This is a genomic window from Pseudarthrobacter chlorophenolicus, from assembly GCF_000962805.1.
Taxonomy (GTDB): Bacteria; Actinomycetota; Actinomycetes; order Actinomycetales; family Micrococcaceae; genus Arthrobacter; species Arthrobacter chlorophenolicus_A.
In genome coordinates this window covers 104757-125978 of the sequence record NZ_JZTW01000002.1, presented here as the reverse complement: position 1 = coordinate 125978, position 21222 = coordinate 104757, and the positions used below count along the sequence as shown (strand labels likewise).

Below are 21222 nucleotides of genomic sequence, written 5' to 3'. Positions count from 1 at the left end.
GTTCCGGTTCAGCGTCCCCGCACCGTTCCAGCGATCTCGACGGCGGGGGCCCGCTGCGGGGAAGGAAAGTCGGCTACCGGCGGAGTGCCGCGAGGACACGCTGCTTGAACTCCTGCTCCCGGAACAGGTCCTTCCACTCCACCCGGATGAAGAGCCAGCCATCTTCGGTGAGCGCCTTCTCCCGGCGCCGTTCCTGGAACAGGACTTCGGCCGTGGGCTTGTAGTCGAAGTACTTGACCTTCCCGTCGAACTCGAGGGCCACTTTCTTCTCCTTCCACGCAAAATCGAGCCGGTACCAGCCTGCGCGGCTGTAGACCTCCACCTGGGCCTCGGGCGTGGGCAGCTTGAGCCTGCAGATGAGTTCCCGCGTCAGTGTTTCCCCTGCCGATTCGGCCCGGGAGTCCGCGTTGGCCAGTGCTGCCCGGAGGTTCCGTACTCCGCGGTAACCCGCCAGCCCATCCGCCGCAGCCCGGATAAGGCCGGCGTCCGCGCCCAGGCGCAGTGCGCTGTCCATCAGAATCAGCGTCTGGCGGTAGTCAAGCATCAGTGCACAATCCACTACCGTCCGTTCAAGCGTGGTGACGCGGAGCCCGTTGAGCGTCAGGACTTCTGCGTCGCTGTAGGGCCGGGTGTGGCCACGAACATCCTTGCCGAGGCGTTCGCGGGACGGCCGCACGCGGAACAGCAGATGGATCATGTCGTCAGCATTCCAAAGGAAGAGGCCATGAAGCCGCGCCGCGGAGGTATGGCTGTAAACGGATCCGCCGGTTGACGTCGTCAGCGTCCCGTAGGCGTGGGCGTGGACCAGCTGGACACTGCGCAGCGAGGCGGACTGCTTCGCCCACACCGCAGCACGGATATAGCAGCCATGGCGCAGCCGGACCAGGTCGCCGCTGCTGACAAGCTGACGTACCGCACGCGAGTTGAGTCCCTCGGCACGCAACTGGTCGGTTCGCCAGAGGTTTCCTGTGGCCGGAAGTGATGGGAGCTGTGTCATGGACCCAGCCTCGGGTGGGCTCCGCGCCCAGGCCAGGTACCGCCGTCGTTATGTGGAAAAGCGTGGGGACGCTGGAACGGTGCGGGGACGCTGTTCCGGTTCAGCGTCCCCGCACTGTTCCAGCGATTTCGACGGCGGGAGGCCGCCTCACTGCCTTAGGAGTAGTAGTTCGCCAGGGTTTCGGCCTTGAAGTCGAAGAAGGTGCCGGCCTCGATGGCCAGGCGGGCGTCGTCCACCATCTTCACGACGAAGCGCTCGTTGTGGATGGAGATCAGCGTGGCGGACACCATTTCCTTGGCCTTGAACAGGTGGTGGATGTACGCCCGCGAGTAGTTCTGGCAGGTGTAGCAGTCACAGCCATCCTGCAACGGGCCGAAGTCGCGCTTGTACTTGGCGCCGGACAGGTTGTACCGGCCGGTGGGGTGGTAGAACGCTGAGTTGCGGGCGACGCGGGTGGGGGAGACGCAGTCGAAGGTATCGGCGCCGTTCTCGATGGCCGTGAAGATGTCATCCGGCTCGGAGATGCCCAGCAGGTGCCGCGGCTTGTCCTCCGGCAGCTCCTCGTTGCACCAGCGCACGATGGTGCCCAGGTTTTCCTTTTCCAGCGCCCCGCCGATCCCGAAGCCGTCGAACGGCATGGCGCCCAGGTCGCGGCAGGCCTTACGCCGCAGGTCCTCGTACTGGGCCCCCTGGATCACGCCGAACAGCGCCTGGTACGGCTTGCCCACCCGCTCCTCAGTGAGCCGGAAATGCTCGGCGATGCACCGCTCGGCCCACAGCCGGGTGCGCTCCAGCGATTCCTCCTGGTAGCCGCGCGAGTTCTGCAGCGTGGTCAGCTCATCGAAGGCAAACATGATGTCCGCGCCGATCTGGTGCTGGACCTGCATGGAAATCTCGGGGGAGAAGCGGTGCCGGTCCCCGTTCAGGTGGGACTTGAACCAGACGCCGTCATCGTCGATGTGCGCAAGGCGTTCCTTGCCGGGGGCCACGGCATCGTCCGGTCCGGAGGCATCGACAGACTTCATGTCGATGACCTTCTTGAAGCCCGAACCCAGGCTCATCACCTGGAACCCGCCGGAGTCGGTGAAGGTGGGGCCTGCCCAGTTCATGAAGGCGCCCAGCCCGCCTGACTCGTCAAGGATGTCGGCACCCGGCTGCAGGTAGAGGTGGTAGGCATTGGCCAGCAGCGCCTGCGCGCCGAGATCCGCCATGGACTCCGGCAGCACGGCCTTGACGGTGGCTTTGGTCCCGACGGCGATGAAGGCCGGCGTCTGGATCTCACCGTGCGGGGTAGTGATGGTGCCTGTGCGGCCCAGGAATTCGCCGCCGTTCTCCGAGACCTGCGCGGCCGACGGCAGGCAGGATTCACCCAGGCGGGTCCCCACCGTGAACGAGAATGCGGACTGCTCCGCCGGAAGCGCGGGATCAGAAGTGGTTGCGGGGGCGGGGTTGGCTGGCACCGTACCAGTGTGCCAGCAAACCGCCCGGCACCAACAAAGCAGGGCCCACCGCGGACCCCGCCGGCCAACACCCGCCCAGCCGAACTCACATCCCGGGCAGCCAGGCCGTCAGCCAGCGATCCGTCAGTTAGCGCCCCGTCAGCTGACCGGATCCGATTCGGGATATTCGGACTTCCGCCACGAATCCCAGGAGGACCGGATGGCGTCCACCTTCGCCGCGCCCAGATCGTACGTGGAGGCAATCACCATGGAGCCGCCGTCGGGCCGTACGTCCTCGATGACCGGCTGGTCGGCCACCACCAGGAGCCCCTCGCCGTGCGCGGCGTAGTCGTGGACGGTGAGCCCCACCTGGTGGTTGCTGCGGTACCAGACCTTCCCGGAGATCTCTTCCCCCGTGCCCAGCGTGAGGCGGTAGTCCTCGCCCGGAGCCGGGACGTCGGTGAGCCCGAGCTTCTCAATCGCGGACCCCGGGCCGCCCGGCAGCTGCAGGAACAGTGTGTGCCGTGCGCCGTTCGGGTGGCGCTCCAACGCGAAGCGGAGCTGCTGCAGGAACGTGAGCCACCCCTGGGTGATGTCCTCGTCCCAGGCGGCCCATTCGGAGTTATGGTCCAGCGCCCCGCGGGTGACGTTGACCCGTGTCCCGCCGGCCACAGGATGCAGCTCGAACGTATCGCCGCCGTGGACGGTCAGGCTGGTGTGGTCCGGTGCTTCCTGCACGTTGTCGGCAAAGTAGATTTCCTTGATTTCTGCATCAAGGTCTTCGGCCTGCCAGCCATGCCACTGGGCCACCCGGGACGGTTCACGCAGCATGTTCCAGACCTGCGGCGCATCGGCGTTGATCACTACGCTGAGATTGTTCGTCATAGCCCCGAATCTACAACTCCCTCCGGGGCCCCGGTAGGCCTAATTTGTTCAGGCCCGCACGGCCTCCAGTTCGTTGCCGATCCGGCGCTCCAGCTCGGACATGCCGATGGTTTCCGACCCGCCGTGCGCACGCAGGAACAGCAGCGACTCCAACCGCAGCAGCCGCCATTCACGTTCTGCGTCGTGGTTGGAGTTGTCGATGGAGCGGAAGATTTCCTTGTCGTACAGGTTGGGCTCGTTGAGCGAGCGCTGCCGTACCTTGGCCGCCATCCGGGCTTTGAACGGATCCGTTTCCTGGCTTTCGGGGATGCGGATGAGTTTCTCGTACACCGCCGCGCGTTCGTCCTGGCCGTCCTGCCGGCAGATGTAGCTGGCCAGCGCCAGGGACGCCTCCACGGACGCCCAGCGCCCTGGGTTTCCGTCGTACGGCAGCACTGTGAGGAGGTCCGCGATGGACAGCGCGCCCTCCGCGTCCTTCAGTGCGACGAACAGTTCATGGGCGAGGTCGGTGAGGTCCTTCAGGCAGCTGCCTGACTTGAAGTTCACGCCCTTGGAGAGGCGGTCCGTCAGCAGCAGGACACCCACCGCGTCCGGGTGCGCTTCCGCGGCGGCTTCCACCACGGACTCGGGGGTGCCGCCCGGTGCGGGGATCAGCGCCAGTTCCTCGTCGCTGGGCCCGTTGGCTGCGGGCGGAGCCGCCGGAAGGGGAGGTACGACGACGGCCGGCGCCTGCGCGTTGGCGGCCGGCTCAACGCCGGGCTGCTCCTGCCCGGCTTCCGTGCCTGCCGCGGCACCGGCCGGGCGCGCATCCGGCCCCCGGGTGTCCGGCGCCGTGGCATCCGGCCCTGGTGCTATCCCCTCCGGGGCGGCTGCCCGCGGAAGGTGCGTGACGGCGTCGTGCGCTGCGTCAACGAGGGTGACCGTGCTGCCGGCGGCGATGCGGAGGGTTCCCCCGCCCGTCAGGCTGGCGAGGACCAGGGCAGGCACGCCAAAGTCATCCCGCTGCAGCTCCAGCTGGTGGATTTCCGCCGTCCGCTCACCGTCGGGCAGGAGGATGTGGCTGCCGGTGGTCAGTGATCCAGCCTGCTGCTCGCGGTGTTGCCGGGCCGGTGTTTCGGTCATGGGAGTCCTTAAGTTCTCTTGCGGTCCGCCCTACAGTCTACAAAGGCGGGTGCCTGAAACCGGGGACCCCCACGTCCCCGCGGGATGTCAGAAGCCGACGCCCGCGAAAGCCAGTGCCTGCCGGATGAGGCCGCCGCGGCCGCCGCTGAACTCGAGCTGGACACCAGGGCTGAGGACTTCGTCAGGGGTCATCCAGGTCAGTTCCAGCGCATCCTGGCGCGGTTCACATTCGCCGGTCACCGGGATGACGTAGGCCAGGGACACCGCGTGCTGCCGCTCATCGGTGAAACCGGTCTGGGACGGCGCCGGGAAGTATTCGGCCACCGTGAACGGCACCGGGCTGATGGGCAGCTGCGGGAATGCCAGGGGGCCCAGGTCCTTTTCCATGTGCCGCAGGAGCGCGGCGCGGATGGTTTCACGGTAGATCACCCGGCCGGATACCAGGGACCGGACCATGGTGCCGTCGTCGTCCGCCTGCAGCAGCGTGCCCACTTCGTTGACGTAACCCAGCGGGTCCAGCCTGACCGGAACCGCTTCCACATAAACCATGGGCAGCCGGCCACGCGCCTCAAAAAGGTCTTCTTCGGAGAGCCAACCGGGATTCGGGTCAGGGGTGCGCACGTTCATGGTTAAGTTCTACCCCATGGGGCGGCGCTCGGAGATCCACACCGTGGCGGGCACGCTGGCGGCGAACACGGTGGCGTCCGGGTTGGCCACGTGCAGGGTGCTGCCGAACGCTTCCTCCGTTACGCTCACTTCGAACCCCGCGGCGGCGAGCCGTTCCCGCACCGGTTCCAGGCCGCCGTCGTACTCAAAGCCCAGCCCCGAACGGGAGGGCCCGGAGGCAGGACGGACCATCAGGACTCCGCCGTTCTTGGCGGTAAAGTCGGCGGTTTCGTCGCTGTCCGGCACGGGCCGCGGGCGGGCGCCGACGTGGCGCAGCGTGCGGGCGGCGCCCTCGGTGTCTTGGGTGAACCAGACCGCGACGACGGCCAGCGCCTGATCGGCGTCGGCGCACTGGGCGCCGTGCCCGGCCGGGTCCGCGAGGAAGCTGAAGCCGTCCGGCCCGTTGATTCTGCAGGCATTCCCATGGTCCGCAGTGACCAGTTCTGCGGGGGTGCTGCCGTCCTCCGCCGCCGCGGACTCGTTGGTTCGGCGGGCAAATTCCGCGAGGTCGCCCACTTCCACCGCAAGGGTGGTGCTGCCGTCCAGCGGATCCCCCTCGGGGACGCTGTGCACGGCCAGCCGCCCGGCCGCGGAGTCGAAGACGCGGAAGCTGCCGTCCCCTTCGGTCAGGACCAGCCCCAGGGCGGTGAGGAACCGTTCCCAGTTGTCGATGCGTGAGGTGAAATGCAGGGGGCGGACGCGGAGCATTACGGGGTCCTTAAGCTCGGAATCGGGGCTATATGCCCATGATGGCACAGGGCCGCCCGGGCCCGCGCGGGCGGACGTGACGGTTGGGCCGGAGCATCCGTGCCGGTAGTGCAGGCCTTGTGATGTCGGTGGGCGGGGGCACAATAGGGCCATGGCTGTTGAACTCGAGGAACTGCTGGTGCCTGATGCCGCTGCCTGGCGGGCCTGGCTTGAGGAGAACCACCGGAGCAGCCCGGGGGTGTGGCTGGTGCTGCATAAGAAAGGCGGTACGGTGACGGAACTCGACTACGCCGCGGCGCTGGACGAGGCGTTGTGCTTTGGCTGGATCGATGGACAGGGCAGGCGGCGCGACGACGAAACTTCCTTCCAGCGCATGACCCGGCGGGGTCCACGGAGCCCCTGGTCCGCACGGAATGTTGGCCACATTGCCCGGCTGGAGGAGGCGGGCAGGATGACCGAGGCCGGCAGGGAGGCCGTGGAGTCGGCGAAAGCAGATGGCCGATGGGACAACGCCTACGGCGGGCAGGCGACGGCTGAAGTTCCCGAGGACCTGGCCGCCGCCATTTCCGCCGTGCCGGCAGCGCAGGCGATGTTCGATGTCCTGACCAGGACCAACCGTTTTGCGCTGATCTACCGGACCAACTCGGTGAAGCAGGCTGCCACCCGGGAGCGGAAGATCGCCGGATTCGTGGAGATGCTGGCCCGCGGCGAGGCGCCGTACCCGCAGAAGAAGCGTCCCGGGGACGCTCCGCAGCCCTAAGCCGGCCGCCGACCCCGGTCCCTGAAAGTGGTAGTGCCAAAACGTTACGCCACTGACGTGCGGCGATGGTTGCGCAGTTGGGTTCCTGGCACCGGACCGGTAGATTTGATGGCTAACTTGCGCTGGTGCCGTTCCCCGACCCCGGGGGACGGTACTTGCGCGTTCAGCGACGGATTGAAACCATGCCCCGAAAATCTCCCCGTACTGCCCTGCCCGCCCTCGCCACGGCTGTGAAGCGCCGCCCGGTCCTGTGGGCCGCGGTGGCGGTGGCGGCCGTCGTCGTGCTGGTCCTCTCCCTGGTCCTCGCAGGGCGGGCGCGCACCGGCTTGGAAGCCACGGCCGGGCGGGTGCTGGACGGCGTGGCGGCCGCCCAGGAGGCGTCCAAGGCCCGGTCCGGTGGTTACGCCCCGCTGTGGCTCAAGGGCAACAACCGGACCCTGTTCGAGCGCGGGGAAGAAGTCCAGGCGGACGGCGCAGAGGATGTCCGGAGCATCGAGTGCGGAGCGGGCTGGCTGGCCGGTGCACGGGTCCAGGGCCAGGTCTACCTCCGGAGCAGTGCCTCGGACGCCGTGTCCGCGGATGCCGGACGCGTGACTCTGCCGGACTGTATCAGCGCCGAGGCCCGCGATGCCCTCCTCACGGACCTGGGCGTTGCCAAGACCTGGCCATCGCCGGACGCCGCCGCGCTTGCGGCCCCGGCGAAGGACCCCGGATACCGGCCCGCCTACCACCTCACCCCGGACCAGCGCTGGATGAACGATCCGCAGCGGCCCTTCTTCAAAGACGGTCTCTGGCACTACTACTACCTCTACAACGCCGACTACCCGGAAGGGAACGGCACCGAGTGGTTCCACGCCACCAGCACGGACCTGGTGCACTGGAAGAACGAGGGCGTAGCCATCGAGAAGTTCCGCAACGGACTCGGTGATATTGAGACAGGCTCCGCCGTGGTGGACACCGAGGGAACCGCAGGGTTCGGCAAGGGCGCTGTGATCGCCGTCCTCACGCAGCAGGACGCCGGCGTGCAGCGCCAGTCGCTCTTCTACTCCACGGACAACGGCTACAGCTTCAAGAACTACGACGCCAACCCCGTCATGGACAACCCTGGCGCGGAGCACTGGCGCGACCCGCGGATCGTGCGGGATGACGCCAACAATCAGTGGCTCATGCTGCTCGCCGAGGGCCACAAGATCGGTTTCTACACCTCGCCGGACCTGAAAAAGTGGACGTATGTGTCCGCGTTCGAGCAGGACGGGATGGGCATCCTGGAATGCCCGGACTTCTTCCAGATGGACGTGGACGGCGACCCCGCCAAGCGCACCTGGGTCCTCGCCGCCGGGGCCAACGGGGCGGAGGAAGGCCGCACCACCGGCCTGGCGTACTGGACCGGCAGCTTTGACGGGGAAGCCTTCACGCCGGAGGGCGGCCACCAGTGGCTCGACGACGGCTCGGACTTCTACGCCGCCGTCACCTGGGACGATCCCCGCCTGACGGACGGCCAGCGCAAAGCCTCCCGGCACGCCATCGGCTGGATGAATAACTGGGCCTACGCCCGGGACCTCCCCACCGACGGCTGGTTCGGTGCGGCATCCGTGGTGCGGGACATCCGCTTGGAGTCCGACGGCGGCCGGCCGGCTTTGGTCTCGGCACCCACCCCGGCGCTGCAGTCACTGGAGGGGGAGGCCAGCGAGGTGCCGGCAGGGAACCTGGGCGGTGGGAAGGTACTGCCCGTCCCGGAGAGCGGGGCCTACAAGGTGGACCTGGAACTGGAAAGGCCTGCCAACGGGGCCGGTGAAGCCCGGGTCCTCCTGCAGGGCGCGGGCAAGGCGTACGCCACCGTGGGGTACGACTTCCGGACCGGCCGGGCGGTGGTGGCCCGGGACGGCGATGCCGTGGCCACCGGCGGCACCAAGGTGGACGGGGCCTACGGCCAGGTCCGCGCCGGAGGCGGCAATTCATCCGGGCCTGCACCGGCAGCGGGTTCCGGCAGCGACACAGTGCACCTGGCCGTGTACGTGGACAGGTCCTCGGTGGAGGTCTTCGCGGACGGCGGCCGGCAGGCGCTGACCTCCCTGGTTTTCCCGCCCGTGGGCACCAAGGAAACCCGGCTGGTGCAGGAGGGCGGCGACGTGACCCTGCGCAAGGGCACCGTCACGCCGCTGGCCTCAATCCGCCAGGGCAATTTAAGCTAGGGCAATTCCAGCTAGGGGTTCTCGACGGGGAACGCCACGCCCTCGCCCACCACGCGGAGGCACAGTTCCATGCCAGGCCTCGCTATGGAGGCATTCCAGTGCCGGATGGTGATGATCTCCCCGCCACCGGGATACCGGTGGTCGGTGCGTTTGGCCAGTTCGGGCGGGACGGAGAGCTTGAGCCGGACGGTGGTTTCGGGACCGAAGTAGTCGGTGTCCACCACCACGCCACGGATGTCGCCGTCCTCGGCGATCCGGATCTGTTCGGGCCGGAGCATGAGCTGTGCCGGGCCTTGGGCCGGCGGCCTGCGGACCGGGATGCCGCCCAGGGAACAAGTGGCCAGGGAGCCTTCAATCCACGCATCCAGGATCACGGCGTCGCCCAGGAACTCGGCGGTGGCGCGGTCCGCGGGGCGGGTATACACCACGAACGGGTTGCCGATCTGGGCCAGTTTTCCGCCGCGCATGACGGCCACCTGGTCCGCGAAGGACAGTGCCTCGGCCTGGTCGTGCGTGACGAGGATGGTGGTGACCCCGGCCTCCGCCAGGACCTTCGCCACGGCGCGGCGGGTAGCCACCCGCAGCCCTGCGTCGAGCGCGGAAAAGGGTTCGTCCAGGAGCATCAGCTCAGGTTCACGGGCCAATGCCCGGGCCAGGGCGACGCGCTGCTGCTGGCCGCCGGAAAGCTGGTGGGGCCGGCGTTTGGCCATGGCCGGGTCCAGCGACACCATTTCCAGGAGGTCGCTGACGCGGCCCGCCACGGCGCGGCGGCCGCCGGACAGCTTGGCGGTGTCCAGTCCAAAAGCAATGTTCTGCCCCACCGTGAGGTGCGGGAAGAGTGCGCCGTCCTGCGCCACGTAGCCAATATGGCGCTTGTGGGCGGGGACCCAGACACCGTCGCCGGCCACAGTGGAGCCGTTCAGGGCGATGCTGCCGGCCAGCGGGTGTTCAAACCCGGCAATGAGCCGCAGCAGCGTGGTCTTGCCGGAACCGGAAGGGCCCACAATGGCGGTGGTGCCGCCCTTGGACACTGCCAGGTTGACCCCCTTCAGGACCTCCTGAGGGCCGAAGTTCTTCGTGACATCGATGATCTGCAGGTGCGTGTTGGTGCTGGCCGCCACCGACGGGGAGACCCGGGGCTCCGGCAACCTCGATGTGGATGGTGCTGTCACTGTCCGGCTACTTTCTTGGACTGTTGGAAAAGGAGGTAGGTCATCGGAGCGGAGAGCAGGATCATCAGCAGCGCGTAGGGGGCGGCGCCGGCGTAGTCGATCTCGCTGCTCTTGCTCCAGAATTCGGTGGCCAGGGTGCGGGTGCCGTTGGGCGACAGGAGCAGCGTGGCCGTCAGCTCATTGGCGATGGCCAGGAACACCAGCGCCGCGCCGCCGGCGGCCGCCGGCGCGGTGAGCCGGAGCGTCACCCGGATGAACGACGCCAGCGGCGGCTTGCCCAGGGACTGCGCAGCCTCATCCAGTTCCTTGGGCGCCTGCGCCAGGCCGGCGCGGAGGCTGACCAGGGCACGCGGCAGGAATAGCAACACGTAGGCGGCCACCAGCACGCCGGCAGTCTGGTACACGCCCGGCACCAAGCGGATGCTGACCGTGACGAAGGCCAGGCCAACCACGATGCCCGGCAGCGAGCTGGTGATGTAGTTGGAGAGCTCGAGGGACTTGCTGAACCAGCCGGGATGCCGGACCGCCAGGTAGGCCATGGGGAAGGCCACCACGGTGGTGGCCGCCGCACCGGCAAGGCCGTAGCCCAGGGTAGCCAGGAGGGCGGGGAGGAACTCGTCGGCGGCCCACGCCGGGGCCCCGCCCAGCGCGGTCCAGCGCAGGACGAAGAACAGCGGAAGTCCCAAAGCCAGTGCCGTCAGGGCTATGAGGAAGAGCTGGGACGGCAGCTGGTAGACGTGCAGGGGAAGCCGCAAAGCCCTGCCCTGGGCACCGGGCCCGATCCGGGCGTACCGGGCGGTGCCGCGGCTCCGGACCTCGGCCACGAGCAGGAGCAGGCAGAAGAAGACCAGGACGCTGGCCAGCATGTTCCCGGCGGCTCCGTTGAAGGTGGACTGGTACTGCACCATGATCGCGGTGGTGAACGTGTCGAACCGGATCATCGCAAAGGCGCCGTATTCGGCCAGCAGGTGCAGCGAAACCAGCAGCGCGCCGCCGGTCATCGCGATGCGCAGCTGGGGGAGCACCACCCGGAAGAACGTGGCCCAGTTGCCCAGGCCCAGGGCGGCGGCGGACTGTTCGATGGCGGGGTCCAGCCGGCTCAGGGACGCCGCTGCCGGAATGTAGACCAGGGGGAAGTAGGAGAGCGTGGCGATCAGGACGCCGGACCACAGCCCGCCCATCGAGGGCACCGCCGAGACCCAGGCGTAGCTGTTGACGAATGCCGGGATGGCCAGCGGGGCGGCCAGGAGGACCGCCCAGATCCGGTGGCCGCGGAGGCTGGTGCGCTCCACCAGCCAGGCGCCCGCCACACCCAGCAGCAAGCAGAGGGGCACCGTGATGATGGTCAGCAGCAGCGTGTTCAGCAGCAGCTCCATCACGCGCGGCCGGAAGATCAGTGCGACGGCGGTGTCCCAGCCGGTTGCCACCGTCATGTAGGCCACGTACCCCAGGGGAACGAGGGAGAACAGGGCGATCAGCACCGCCACGATGGACACTGCTGAAACGCCGAAAGGCGGGCGGGGGCGCTTGCCCCGGCCCGCCGTCGTCGTGCTCTCGCCCGAAGGGGGAGCCGATAGATCGGTGGTCACGGAATTAGAGGAGTCCTGCCTTGGTCATCAGGTCGGTGACCTTCTCGGAGTTGAGCTTGGCGGCGTCCACGGCGGGGGCCTGCAGGTCCTTGATGGGGACCAGCTTGTCGTTGGCCGGAACGTCGGAAGCGATGGCGTACTCGAAGGACGTGCCGTTCTTCAGGACCTCCTGGCCCTTCTTTCCGGTGACGAACTTCAGGAATTCCTGCGCGGCCGCGGCGTTCTTGGAGGACTTCAGCACGCCGCCGCCGGAGACGGACAGGAACGCGCCCGGGTCCTGGTTCTTGAAGTAGTACGGCGTGACGTTCTTGGAGTTCTCGCCGGTCTTCGCCTGGTCGCCGTAGTAGTAGTAGTGGTAGATCAGGGCGGCATCCACTTCACCGGCGTTGACGGCCTTCATGGCGGTGCTGTTGCCCTTGTAGGCCTTGAAGTTCTCCTTCATGCCCTGCAGCCATTCTTCGGTGGCGTCTTCGCCCTTGAGCTCCAGCAGCGCCGAGACGATGGCCTGGAAGTCCGCGCCGGTGGGGGAAGCGGCCCACTTGCCCTTCCACTCCGGCTTGGCGAGGTCGAGCATCGACTTGGGGAGCTGGTCCTCGGAGATCTTGGCCTTGTCGTAGACCAGGACGGTGGAGCGGGCAGCGATGCCGGTCCACTTGCCCGTGGAGGGCTGGAACTCGGTGGGGACCTGCTCCAGCGTGGCCTTATCCACATCGGCGAACAGGTCGGCGTTTTCCACCTGCGTCATGGCGGGGGAGTTTTCCGTGAGGAAGACGTCGGCCGGGGAAGCCTGACCTTCCTGGATGATCTGGTTGGACAGTTCGGTGTCCGAACCCTGGCGCATGGTCACCTTGATGCCGGTCTCCGCCGTGAAGGCGTCCACCCATTCCTTGGTGAGGCTTTCGTGCTGGGCGTTGTACACGGTGATTTCGCCTGATGCCCCGGCGGCGCTGCCGGATGCAGAGGACGTTGCTGCGGGGGTGGTGCTGCCGCCACAGGCGGTCAGGCCGAGGACAGCGGACGCGGCAAGGGAGATGCCGGCCAGAGCGCGGTTGCGGATCTTCATTGAGGAGCTGCTTTCTGGGAAATGTCAGGGGGACCGTTACTGCCGGTCCGTGCGGGCCTTGGGGAAGGGCCCTCGCAAAACTGTAGGGTAGGCAACCCTAAGCAACTACAGGGAAAGCGCTTAAGGTGACCAGCATCACAATAATTACGGAAGTGTGGCGTGACTTAATTCTATTCCGTGGCCAGGGTTGTGGCCGCTTCGATTGCCATCCAGGCCTGCAGCTGGGTGGAAAGTTCGACGGCGGCACCCGCCGGGTAGGTGCGTGCGGCGGGCGCGTTGGCGTGCAGGGAAAAGATGCTGGCATCTGGTGCCGCCCCGGCTGATTCGCCGGGCTCAATGGTGCGTCGGCCGTTCCAGAAGGCCTGTGCCGTATCAGTGACCAGCCGGGATGCGGTGCGGCGGGTCGCGTCGGGGAGCCGGGGGTCCCTTGCGGCCAGCGCCAGGTACCGGCACAGGATGCCGGTGAAGAGGCCGCCGTCGCCCGTTCCTTCGCAGCGGAGCACGCTGCCCTGCCCGGGTGTGGAGGCTGCGACTGTCAGCAGCCGGTCCACGCCGTCCACTACGGCGGCTGCCTGTGCAAGGTTCGCCTCTCCGCCCAGTTCGAGCAGCGCGCCCAGTGCGGGCCCCTGGTTGTAGGTGTACACGGTGCGCTCCACCAGTACTTCCCCTGCCGTGCCGGCGCGCGCCCCGTCGAGGTACAGGTGCTGATCGGCGTCGAACAGCGTGGCATCCAGCCAGTCGATCAGCGCCTGGGCCTTGGCTGTTTCGCCCGTGCGGGCGTAGTACAGCGCCACTGGGCCGTTGGCCGGCGTGTTCTTGAAGTCCCGCTTCTTGCTCCAGAACACACCGCCGCCCAGGTCATCGGTTCCAGCGGCATCGAATTGCAGGGTCAGCGAACGGCGCACCCGCGCGTTGCGGCCGCGCCCCGGCCGCCGGGTCTCTTCGGCGAGCCGGTCCAGGCGGTGGGTGGCCAGCGCCAGCCACGCCATGTCGTCGTAGTAGTTGTTGACCACCGTGAAGGCGTTGCGCAGCCGGATGCCCGTCACCAGGCGGGATGCCAGGTGGCCGGCGCTTGGATTGGTGGGGCCGTTGAACCGGGCCGCCGGGGTGGCCCCGCTTCCCAGCTCCCGCCGGCCGGTGTCCACCAGGCAGTCGACGTAGTGTGCCTGCCACCAGTAGTGCCAGGGGTTGAGCAGCGCCGTAGCTTCGGCGAGGGTGCGCAGCTTGCCCCGCCATCCACGCGCCTGCCGGCCGCCCTGCCAGGTCACCGCTGCCAGATGCGTGTTCGGCAGGAACAGCAGCCTGCGGCCGAACAGTGCGGTGACGGACTGCGCTGCATGGCTGGCCCGCTGCTGCCAGTCGGGTGTGGAAGCATCACTGGACGTCATGGGCCCAGCCTAGCCATGCCGCCACCCCCGCGCTGCCTGCCCTGGACGTCCAATGCGTGCAGTCCGGCGGCATTTCAGTTAACATTGACTAACTGATACGTCGCGGTCCGCCTGCGCCGTTGGGGGCCACATCAAGGAGGATGCATGGATGTCAGAGGCAGTGCAGCACTGGTCACCGGGGGCGCCTCCGGCCTGGGGGCTGCCACGGCCCGGGCGCTGTTCCAGGCCGGAGCGTCGGTGGTGCTGGTGGACCTTCCGTCCTCGGCCGGCGCGGAGCTCGCACAGGAACTGAACGCGTCCGTGGAAACGGGAACATCCGGCCAGTCCGCCGTCTTCGCCCCTGCGGACGTGACCAGCGAGGCTGAGGTGCGCGCCGCCGTCGAAGCCGCCGCAGGGCTGGGGCCGCTGCGGATCGTGGTGAACTGCGCGGGGATCGCCACCCCTGGAAAGGTATTGGGCCGAGACGGCGTACTGCCGCTGGATGCCTTCACCCGGGTCATCCAGGTCAACCTGATCGGAACGTTCAACGTCATCAGGCTGGCCGCTGAAGCGATGGTGGCCACGGAACCGGCCGGCACGGACCTGGGCGGTCCCGAACGGGGAGTCATCATCAACACCGCCTCCGTGGCTGCCTTCGAAGGGCAGATCGGGCAGCCGGCCTACGCCGCGTCCAAGGGGGCCGTAGCCGCCATGACCCTCCCGATCGCCCGCGAACTGGCGCGCTCGCTGGTCCGGGTGGTCACCATCGCTCCCGGGATCTTCGAAACGCCCATGATGGCGGGCCTGCCGCAGGAAGCGCAGGACTCACTGGGAGCGCAGGTGCCGCACCCTTCGCGGCTGGGCAGGCCCGGCGAATACGCCAAGCTGGTGCTGCACATCGTGGACAACGCCATGCTGAACGGCGAGACCATCCGCCTTGACGGTGCCATCCGGATGGGGCCCAAATGAGTGCCGCCGGGCTGCCGGATGCAGACTTCTTCGCCGTCGAATCCTTGCTCAGCCAGGCGGAACGGAACAAGCTCGCCGAGCTCCGGGACTTCCTTGCCGCCGAGATCGCCCCGCACGCCGGGGACTGGTGGAACAATGCTGAGTTCCCGGCCCACATCCTGCCCAAGCTCGCCGCCCTGGAGCTGAGCACCCCCTCCCAGCGCGGCTACAGCCACCTTTTCGCCGGGCTGGTCATTGCCGAAATGACCCGTGTGGACACCTCGATCGCCACATTCTTCCTGGTCCACCACGACCTGTTCGTCCAGTCCCTGCACGCTTTCGGATCGGCGGCCCAGAAGGAACGGCTCCTCGCTGACGCCTCGGACCTCCGCATCACGGGAGCGTTCGCCCTCACAGAGCCGCTTCACGGCTCCGACGTGGCCGGCGGCATGGAAACCACGGCACGGCGGATCTCCTCCGCAACCGGGGAGGACGACGACGGCGGCGACGCCTGGGTGCTCAACGGAGCCAAGCGGTGGATCGGCAACGGGACGTTCTGCGACTACATGCTCGTGTGGGCGCGCGACGAAACGGCAGGGTCGGTGCGGGGGTTCATCGTGGACGCCACACTGCCCGGCATCACCCGCAGCCGGATTGAGAACAAGATTGCCCTGCGCACGGTCCAGAACGCGGACATCGTCTTCAAGGACGTCAGGGTGGCCGAGGCCGACCGGTTCACGCCGGTCAGCAGCTTCGACGACACCAAAGAGCTCCTGCGCAGTTCACGGATCATGGTGGCCTGGCAGGCCGTGGGGCAGCAGCTGGCGGCATTCGACGTTGCCCGGCAGTACGCCGTGGAGCGCCGGCAGTTTGGCCGGCCGCTGGCCCACTTCCAACTGATCCAACAACAGCTGGTGACCATGCTGGGCAACGCCGTGGCCAGCATGGGGATGCTGGTCCAGCTGGCCAGGCTGCAGGAGGAAGGCTCGGCGGACATGGCCCAGGTGGCGCTGGCCAAGTCCTACGCCAGCGCCAGGATGCGGGAAAGCGTGGCGCTGGGCCGCTCCATCCTCGGCGGCAACGGAATCGTCACCGATTACCGGATGGCCAAGATCTTCGCCGACGCCGAGGCCATCTACACCTATGAAGGGTCCTACGAGATCAACACCCTCATTGTGGGGAGGGCCATCACCGGGATCTCGGCGATAGCTTGAGGCCCCGGTTCCCGGGCTCTGCCTAGGCCGGGTACGGTTGCTTCTCGCCCGCCTCAACCCTGATGTCCAGGCTGTTGTTCCGGACCGGCATGGGGCAGGTGCCGTAGGGCGTGAAGGCGCTGGGATAGTTGATGGCCCGGTTGAAGTCGAGCACCACAGAGCCGTCCGGGCGGGGGCGCGGGAGTGAGACCTTCCGCCAGTCATCAGTCGTATCCCCGTTTGTCTCGTCATGGAACGTGACCGTCAGGGCGCCGAGCTTCTCCTCCTCGGCCTGCAGCCGGAACTCGTGGGGACTGCCGGGGAGCCGGAATACCACCTCGCCCACGGTCCTGTGGACGCCATCCACCAGGGGATTGGCGGTGCTGATGGGGACGTCGACGGGTGCGGGGTACGGCTCGAACCGGGCCGTCACTTCCCACTCCGGGTTGTAGGGGTAGGTGGGCACGCCGTCGAATCCTGTGAACACCGGTGACTCAGCGTCCCGGGTGCGGATCGCGTACCGCCCGCCGCGCATGGCCAGTTCCACCACCGTCCGGTCGCCGGCTGGGCCGCCGAACTGCACCCACATCAGCGATTCCTCGTCGGCGAGGACCGCGGTGATGCTGCCGTCCACCGTTTCGCCGGTCTCCACGAGCGTCAGCCCGTCGGACGGCACTGCGGTGAGTACCGCCGTCGTGCGTTCCCCCGGACCGGTTCCTTCCGCGGACCCGTACCCCTGCGTGGACCACAAACCGGGGACGAGTTCCACCGCGGCAGGGGAGCCCTCCAGCCATTGGAAGGATGTCAGCGTGAGCCAGCCGTGGACGGCGGCCAGGGCCTTGTCCCGGTTCGCGCGGAAGCGCTGCCAGCGCTCGAGCTTCGCGGTTGGCGCGGCGGCCCCTGCGGGTGTGGTGGTGGTGCTCATGGTTCCTTCCTATCGTGCCTGTCCGCTTCAACCGGCGCCGGCCCCGCTTCATTCCGTGGGCGCTCGCCGCGCTGGCAGTCCGCAGCCCCTTGCCCGGGCGGCGTGCAGGAGTACGCTTCTGAAGCATCAGGAAGGCATAACCGCCGATGGAGACACCATGAAGATCGCAGTCTTTGGAACCGGTACTGTGGGCCGGACGCTCGCCGCGGCGTTCAGCTCCCTGGGGCACGAGGTGGTGGTGGGAACCAGGGATCCTGCGGACACTGCCCGTCGCACGGAGGCTGGCCCCATGGGCGGGCAGCCGTTTAAAGAGTGGCAGGCGGCGCATGAAGGCGTCCGGCTGGAGACGTTTGCCGCAGCAGCGGAAGTAAGCGACCTGGTGGTCAATGCCACCAACGGCGCGGCGTCGCTGGAGGCGCTTGCTGCCGCCGGGGCCGCCAACCTGGCCGGGAAAGTCCTGCTGGACGTGTCCAACCCGCTCGACTTCTCCCAGGGAATGCCGCCGGTCCTGAACCCGGTCAACACCGAAAGCCTGGGGGAGCGGATCCAGCGGTCCTTTCCGGATGCGAAGGTGGTCAAGGCCCTCAACACCATGAACGCAGGGCTGATGGTTGACCCTGGACGGCTGGCGGGCGGCGACCATTCGGTGTTCGTCTCAGGCGACGACAGCGAGGCCAAGGCACGGGTCACAGGGCTGCTGCAGGAACTGGGCCACCGGGACATCATCGACCTCGGGGATATAGCTTCCGCCCGCGGTGCGGAGATGGTGCTTCCCCTGTGGCTGCGCCTCTTCGGGGTCCTCGGCACCCCAGATTTCAACTTCAAGGTGGTGCGGGGCGGCTGACACAGTCTGAGACACATTCGGCCTTCGCAGAGCCAAAGGGGTAGCATCTTCTGCTAGTAACGTGGCTCACAGTATCCAGCGCAGTGTACGAGCCAAGTCCGAAACCCTCGAAAGATTGCTTCCATGGCTCACACTGCAGCACACCCCGAATCCGATCTTGCCTCCGAACTCAGGGCAGACGTCCGCCGGGTCTCCACCCTGCTGGGCGAATCCCTGGTCCGCCAGCACGGGCCCGAGCTCCTCGACCTCGTTGAGCAGGTCCGCCTCCTCACCAAGGAATCCAAAGAGGCTGCCCGCGGCGGCGCGGATGCCACCGGACCCTGGAGCGCGCACGACGTCGTCGCCCAGGTCCGCGAGCTCCTGGGCTCCCTGCCGATTGAGCAGGCAACGGACCTGGTGCGCGCCTTCGCGTTCTATTTCCACCTGGCAAACGCGGCCGAACAGGTCCACCGCGTCCGTGGCCTGCGGACCCGCGCCGAGAAGGACGGCTGGCTCGCCAAGACGGTAGCCGAGATCGCCGGCCAGGCCGGGCCCGGGGTGCTGCAGGAAGTGGTCAACGGACTGGACGTCCGCCCCATCTTCACGGCCCACCCCACCGAGGCCTCCCGCCGATCGGTGCTGGACAAGATCCGCAAGCTCTCCGATGTCCTGGCCCAGCCCACCACCGAGGGCACCACTGCCCGCCGCCGCCAGGACCGTCAGCTGGCCGAAGTCATCGACCAGATGTGGCAGACGGACGAACTCCGCCAGGTCCGGCCCACCCCGGTGGACGAGGCCCGGAACGCCATCTACTACCTGGGCGGCATCCTTACCGACGCCATGCCGGAAATGCTGTCTGATCTGTCCGAACTCCTCGGTGAACACGGCGTCACCCTGGCCGCGCAGGACGCCCCGGTGAAGTTCGGCTCCTGGATCGGCGGTGACCGTGACGGCAACCCCAACGTGACGGCAGCGGTCACCCGCGAGATCCTCCAGATCCAGAACCAGAACGCCATTCGCATCAGCATCGGCATGATTGACGAGCTGATCTCCATCCTCTCCAATTCCACGGCGCTGGCCGGCGCGGACCAGGTGTTGCTGGATTCCATTGATGCCGACCTGAAGAAGCTCCCCGGCCTGGACAAGCGCGTCCTGGAGCTGAACGCCCAGGAGCCTTACCGGCTGAAGCTGACCTGCATCAAAGCCAAGCTGATGAACACCGGCAAGCGGGTGGTGGCAAACTCGAACCACGAGCATGGCCGCGACTACAGCGGCACGGACGAACTCCTGGCAGACCTCGACCTGCTGGAACTGTCGCTCCGCAACCACTCGGCGTCGCTGGCCGCGGACGGCGCCCTCGCCCGGGTCCGCCGCGCCATCGCGTCCTTCGGCCTGCACCTGGCCACCCTCGACATCCGTGAGCACGCTGACCACCATCACGACGCCGTCGGGCAGCTCATGGACCGCATCGGCGGCCCCGGGCTGCACTACGCCGAACTGAGCCGCAAGGAGCGCTTCGAGGTCCTGGGCTCGGAGCTTGCCTCCCGCCGCCCGCTGTCCGGCCACCCGATCAAGCTCGACGGCGCCGCTGACGGCACCTACGACGTCTTCCGCGAGATCCGCCGGGCCCTGCGCATGTACGGCCCGGACGTCATCGAGACCTACATCATTTCCATGACCCGCGGCGCGGACGACGTCCTGGCCGCCGCCGTGATCGCCCGTGAAGCCGGCCTCGTCAACCTGTTCGGCGAGAAGCCCTACGCCAAGCTCGGCTTCGCGCCGCTGCTCGAAACCGTGGAGGAACTCCGCGCCTCCGCCGAGATCATCGACCAGCTCCTCTCCGACCCCTCCTACCGCGAACTGGTGCGGCTGCGCGGGGACGTCCAGGAAGTGATGCTGGGCTACTCGGACTCCAACAAGGAATCCGGCGTGATGACCAGCCAGTGGGAAATTCACAAAACCCAGCGCAAGCTGCGTGACATCGCCGCAAAGCACGGCGTCCGCGTCCGCCTGTTCCACGGCCGCGGCGGTTCGGTGGGCCGCGGCGGCGGGCCCACGTACGATGCCATCCTGGCCCAGCCCAACGGTGTCCTGGAAGGCGAAATCAAGTTCACCGAGCAGGGCGAGGTCATCTCGGACAAGTACTCGCTGCCTGAGCTGGCCCGCGAAAACCTTGAGCTCTCGCTGGCGGCTGTGCTTCAGGGCTCAGCGCTGCACCGCGACCCCCGGACCTCCGACGACCAGCGCGAACGCTACGCGCACGTCATGGAAACCATCTCCGACGCCGCCTTCGAGCGCTACCGCAGCCTGATCGACCACCCGGACCTGCCGGCGTACTTCATGGCGTCCACCCCGGTGGAGCAGTTGGGCTCGCTGAACATCGGCTCCCGCCCGTCCAAGCGCCCTGACTCGGGTGCGGGCCTTGGCGGGCTGCGCGCCATCCCGTGGGTATTCGGCTGGACCCAGTCCCGGCAGATCGTCCCCGGCTGGTTCGGCGTCGGGTCAGGGCTCAAGGCCGCCCGCGAAGCCGGCAACTCGGAGCAGCTGGTGGAGATGATCGGGCACTGGCACTTCTTCCGCTCCGTACTCTCCAACGTGGAGATGACGCTCGCCAAGACGGACCTGGACATCGCCGGCTACTACGTTGACACCCTGGTCCCCAAGGAGCTGCACCACATTTTCCGTGCCATCCGTGAAGAATACGAACTCACGGTGACCGAGGTGCAGAACCTGACCGGCGAGCACGTACTCCTGGATGCCCAGCCCACGCTCAAGCGTTCCCTCGAGGTCCGCGACCAGTACCTGGATCCCATCAGCTACCTCCAGGTGGAACTGCTGCGCCGTGTCCGCGCGGAAGCCGGCGAGGGCATGAGCAACGGCGAGATCGACGAACGCCTCCAGCGGGCCATGCTCATCACCGTCAACGGTGTGGCAGCCGGCCTCCGCAACACGGGCTAACCCCCGGGTTGCCCTATCACTTTTGGTCCCTAACAGCGGCTGTTAGGGACCAAAAGTGATAGCGCATCGGGTTTGGGTAGGGTTGAAGCCATGCCTTCGTTCCAGACCCGCCTGAAGATCACCGGGCTCCGGCCGGGCAACGCCCCCGAATGCGTGATGGACGCCGCCGTCGAGGCGCTGGGAACCCGCCACCATGTTGAGTCGCACCAGCTGCAGATTGCCGGCGGAGTGCCCCTGCTCAACCTGCGGTTCCTGGTCGAAGCCACCGAATACAGCGGCGAGAACCGGCAGGCGGTGGAATCGGCAGCAATGATGCGCGACGCCGTCGAACGCGTTGCGCTGACGGGTTCCCTGAGCGTGCTGCGGCGCAGCCGCGGCAAGTGGCTGCCCGTCTGACCTTCCGCGATTCCACCGG

At 67.6% G+C, this 21222-nt stretch carries 18 protein-coding genes; 7 read left to right on the top strand and 11 right to left on the bottom strand.

All coding sequences use genetic code 11. From position 1 onward, the window contains the following. Window positions 1-73 precede the first annotated feature (73 nt). From UC32_RS04005 to UC32_RS03980, 6 genes are all read right to left on the bottom strand, one after another. Complete coding sequence (locus tag UC32_RS04005; RefSeq protein ID WP_045729972.1) at window positions 74-997, bottom strand: type IV toxin-antitoxin system AbiEi family antitoxin domain-containing protein; 924 nt, start codon at window positions 995-997, stop codon at window positions 74-76. A 155-nt stretch (window positions 998-1152) separates the two neighbouring features. Beyond that, window positions 1153-2457: a tRNA guanosine(34) transglycosylase Tgt gene (gene tgt, locus UC32_RS04000; protein ID WP_045729971.1), complete on the bottom strand. Its 1305-nt coding sequence runs from the start codon at window positions 2455-2457 to the stop codon at window positions 1153-1155. Window positions 2458-2595: 138 nt separating this feature from the next. Then, entirely contained in the window at window positions 2596-3321 is a 726-nt protein-coding gene (locus UC32_RS03995; protein WP_045729970.1) for an SRPBCC family protein, read from the bottom strand. A 48-nt stretch (window positions 3322-3369) separates the two neighbouring features. Beyond that, window positions 3370-4443: a DUF6707 family protein gene (locus UC32_RS03990; RefSeq protein ID WP_045729969.1), complete on the bottom strand. Its 1074-nt coding sequence runs from the start codon at window positions 4441-4443 to the stop codon at window positions 3370-3372. A gap of 87 nt (window positions 4444-4530) precedes the next feature. Further along, entirely contained in the window at window positions 4531-5070 is a 540-nt protein-coding gene (locus UC32_RS03985) for an NUDIX hydrolase family protein (protein ID WP_015935952.1), read from the bottom strand. Between the two features lie 9 nt (window positions 5071-5079). Then, window positions 5080-5817 carry a hypothetical protein gene (locus UC32_RS03980; protein ID WP_045729968.1) on the bottom strand — a complete coding sequence of 246 codons (738 nt, stop codon included), beginning with the start codon at window positions 5815-5817 and terminating at the stop codon, window positions 5080-5082. 151 nt (window positions 5818-5968) lie between these two features. On the opposite strand from UC32_RS03980, the gene UC32_RS03975 reads away from it, so the two are divergent. Together UC32_RS03975 and UC32_RS03970 are read left to right on the top strand one after the other, a co-directional pair. After that, a complete protein-coding gene (locus UC32_RS03975) occupies window positions 5969-6577 on the top strand; it encodes a YdeI/OmpD-associated family protein (RefSeq protein ID WP_045729967.1) in 609 nt (202 codons plus the stop codon). 182 nt (window positions 6578-6759) lie between these two features. After that, the gene (locus UC32_RS03970) at window positions 6760-8769 is read left to right on the top strand and encodes a glycoside hydrolase family 32 protein (RefSeq protein ID WP_045729966.1); all 2010 of its coding nucleotides are present in this window, start codon (window positions 6760-6762) and stop codon (window positions 8767-8769) included. An 11-nt stretch (window positions 8770-8780) separates the two neighbouring features. Here UC32_RS03970 and UC32_RS03965 read toward each other — a convergent pair whose 3' ends face one another. The 4 genes from UC32_RS03965 to UC32_RS03950 all read right to left on the bottom strand — a co-directional run bounded on the left by UC32_RS03965 (window position 8781) and on the right by UC32_RS03950 (window position 13981). Continuing rightward, a complete protein-coding gene (locus tag UC32_RS03965; RefSeq protein WP_200896310.1) occupies window positions 8781-9941 on the bottom strand; it encodes an ABC transporter ATP-binding protein in 1161 nt (386 codons plus the stop codon). After that, complete coding sequence (locus UC32_RS03960; protein ID WP_200896309.1) at window positions 9938-11530, bottom strand: ABC transporter permease; 1593 nt, start codon at window positions 11528-11530, stop codon at window positions 9938-9940. The genes UC32_RS03965 and UC32_RS03960 overlap by 4 nt, the downstream gene beginning before the upstream one ends. A 4-nt stretch (window positions 11531-11534) precedes the next feature. Further along, window positions 11535-12593 (bottom strand): iron ABC transporter substrate-binding protein, encoded by a 1059-nt coding sequence (locus UC32_RS03955; RefSeq protein WP_045729964.1) that lies wholly within the window; start codon window positions 12591-12593, stop codon window positions 11535-11537. 170 nt (window positions 12594-12763) lie between these two features. After that, the gene (locus UC32_RS03950; protein WP_045729963.1) at window positions 12764-13981 is read right to left on the bottom strand and encodes a glycoside hydrolase family 76 protein; all 1218 of its coding nucleotides are present in this window, start codon (window positions 13979-13981) and stop codon (window positions 12764-12766) included. 144 nt (window positions 13982-14125) lie between these two features. Between UC32_RS03950 and UC32_RS03945 the strand changes: the two genes are divergently transcribed. Then, the gene (locus tag UC32_RS03945) at window positions 14126-14929 is read left to right on the top strand and encodes an SDR family NAD(P)-dependent oxidoreductase (RefSeq protein WP_045729962.1); all 804 of its coding nucleotides are present in this window, start codon (window positions 14126-14128) and stop codon (window positions 14927-14929) included. Beyond that, window positions 14926-16122 carry an acyl-CoA dehydrogenase family protein gene (locus UC32_RS03940; protein WP_045729961.1) on the top strand — a complete coding sequence of 399 codons (1197 nt, stop codon included), beginning with the start codon at window positions 14926-14928 and terminating at the stop codon, window positions 16120-16122. Before UC32_RS03945 ends, UC32_RS03940 begins: the two co-directional genes overlap by 4 nt. 22 nt (window positions 16123-16144) lie before the next feature. On the opposite strand, the gene UC32_RS03935 is transcribed toward UC32_RS03940, so the two are convergent. Further along, the gene (locus UC32_RS03935) at window positions 16145-17026 is read right to left on the bottom strand and encodes a DUF1684 domain-containing protein (protein WP_045729960.1); all 882 of its coding nucleotides are present in this window, start codon (window positions 17024-17026) and stop codon (window positions 16145-16147) included. A 157-nt stretch (window positions 17027-17183) separates the two neighbouring features. Between UC32_RS03935 and UC32_RS03930 the strand changes: the two genes are divergently transcribed. The 3 genes from UC32_RS03930 (at window position 17184) to UC32_RS03920 (ending at window position 21203) form a co-directional block, all read left to right on the top strand. Beyond that, window positions 17184-17870: an NADPH-dependent F420 reductase gene (locus UC32_RS03930; protein ID WP_045729959.1), complete on the top strand. Its 687-nt coding sequence runs from the start codon at window positions 17184-17186 to the stop codon at window positions 17868-17870. Between the two features lie 123 nt (window positions 17871-17993). Beyond that, window positions 17994-20807, top strand: a complete 2814-nt coding sequence (gene ppc / locus UC32_RS03925) for a phosphoenolpyruvate carboxylase (RefSeq protein WP_045729958.1) — start codon at window positions 17994-17996, stop codon at window positions 20805-20807. 90 nt (window positions 20808-20897) lie between these two features. Continuing rightward, window positions 20898-21203 (top strand): hypothetical protein, encoded by a 306-nt coding sequence (locus tag UC32_RS03920; RefSeq protein ID WP_045729957.1) that lies wholly within the window; start codon window positions 20898-20900, stop codon window positions 21201-21203. Window positions 21204-21222: the final 19 nt, after the last annotated feature.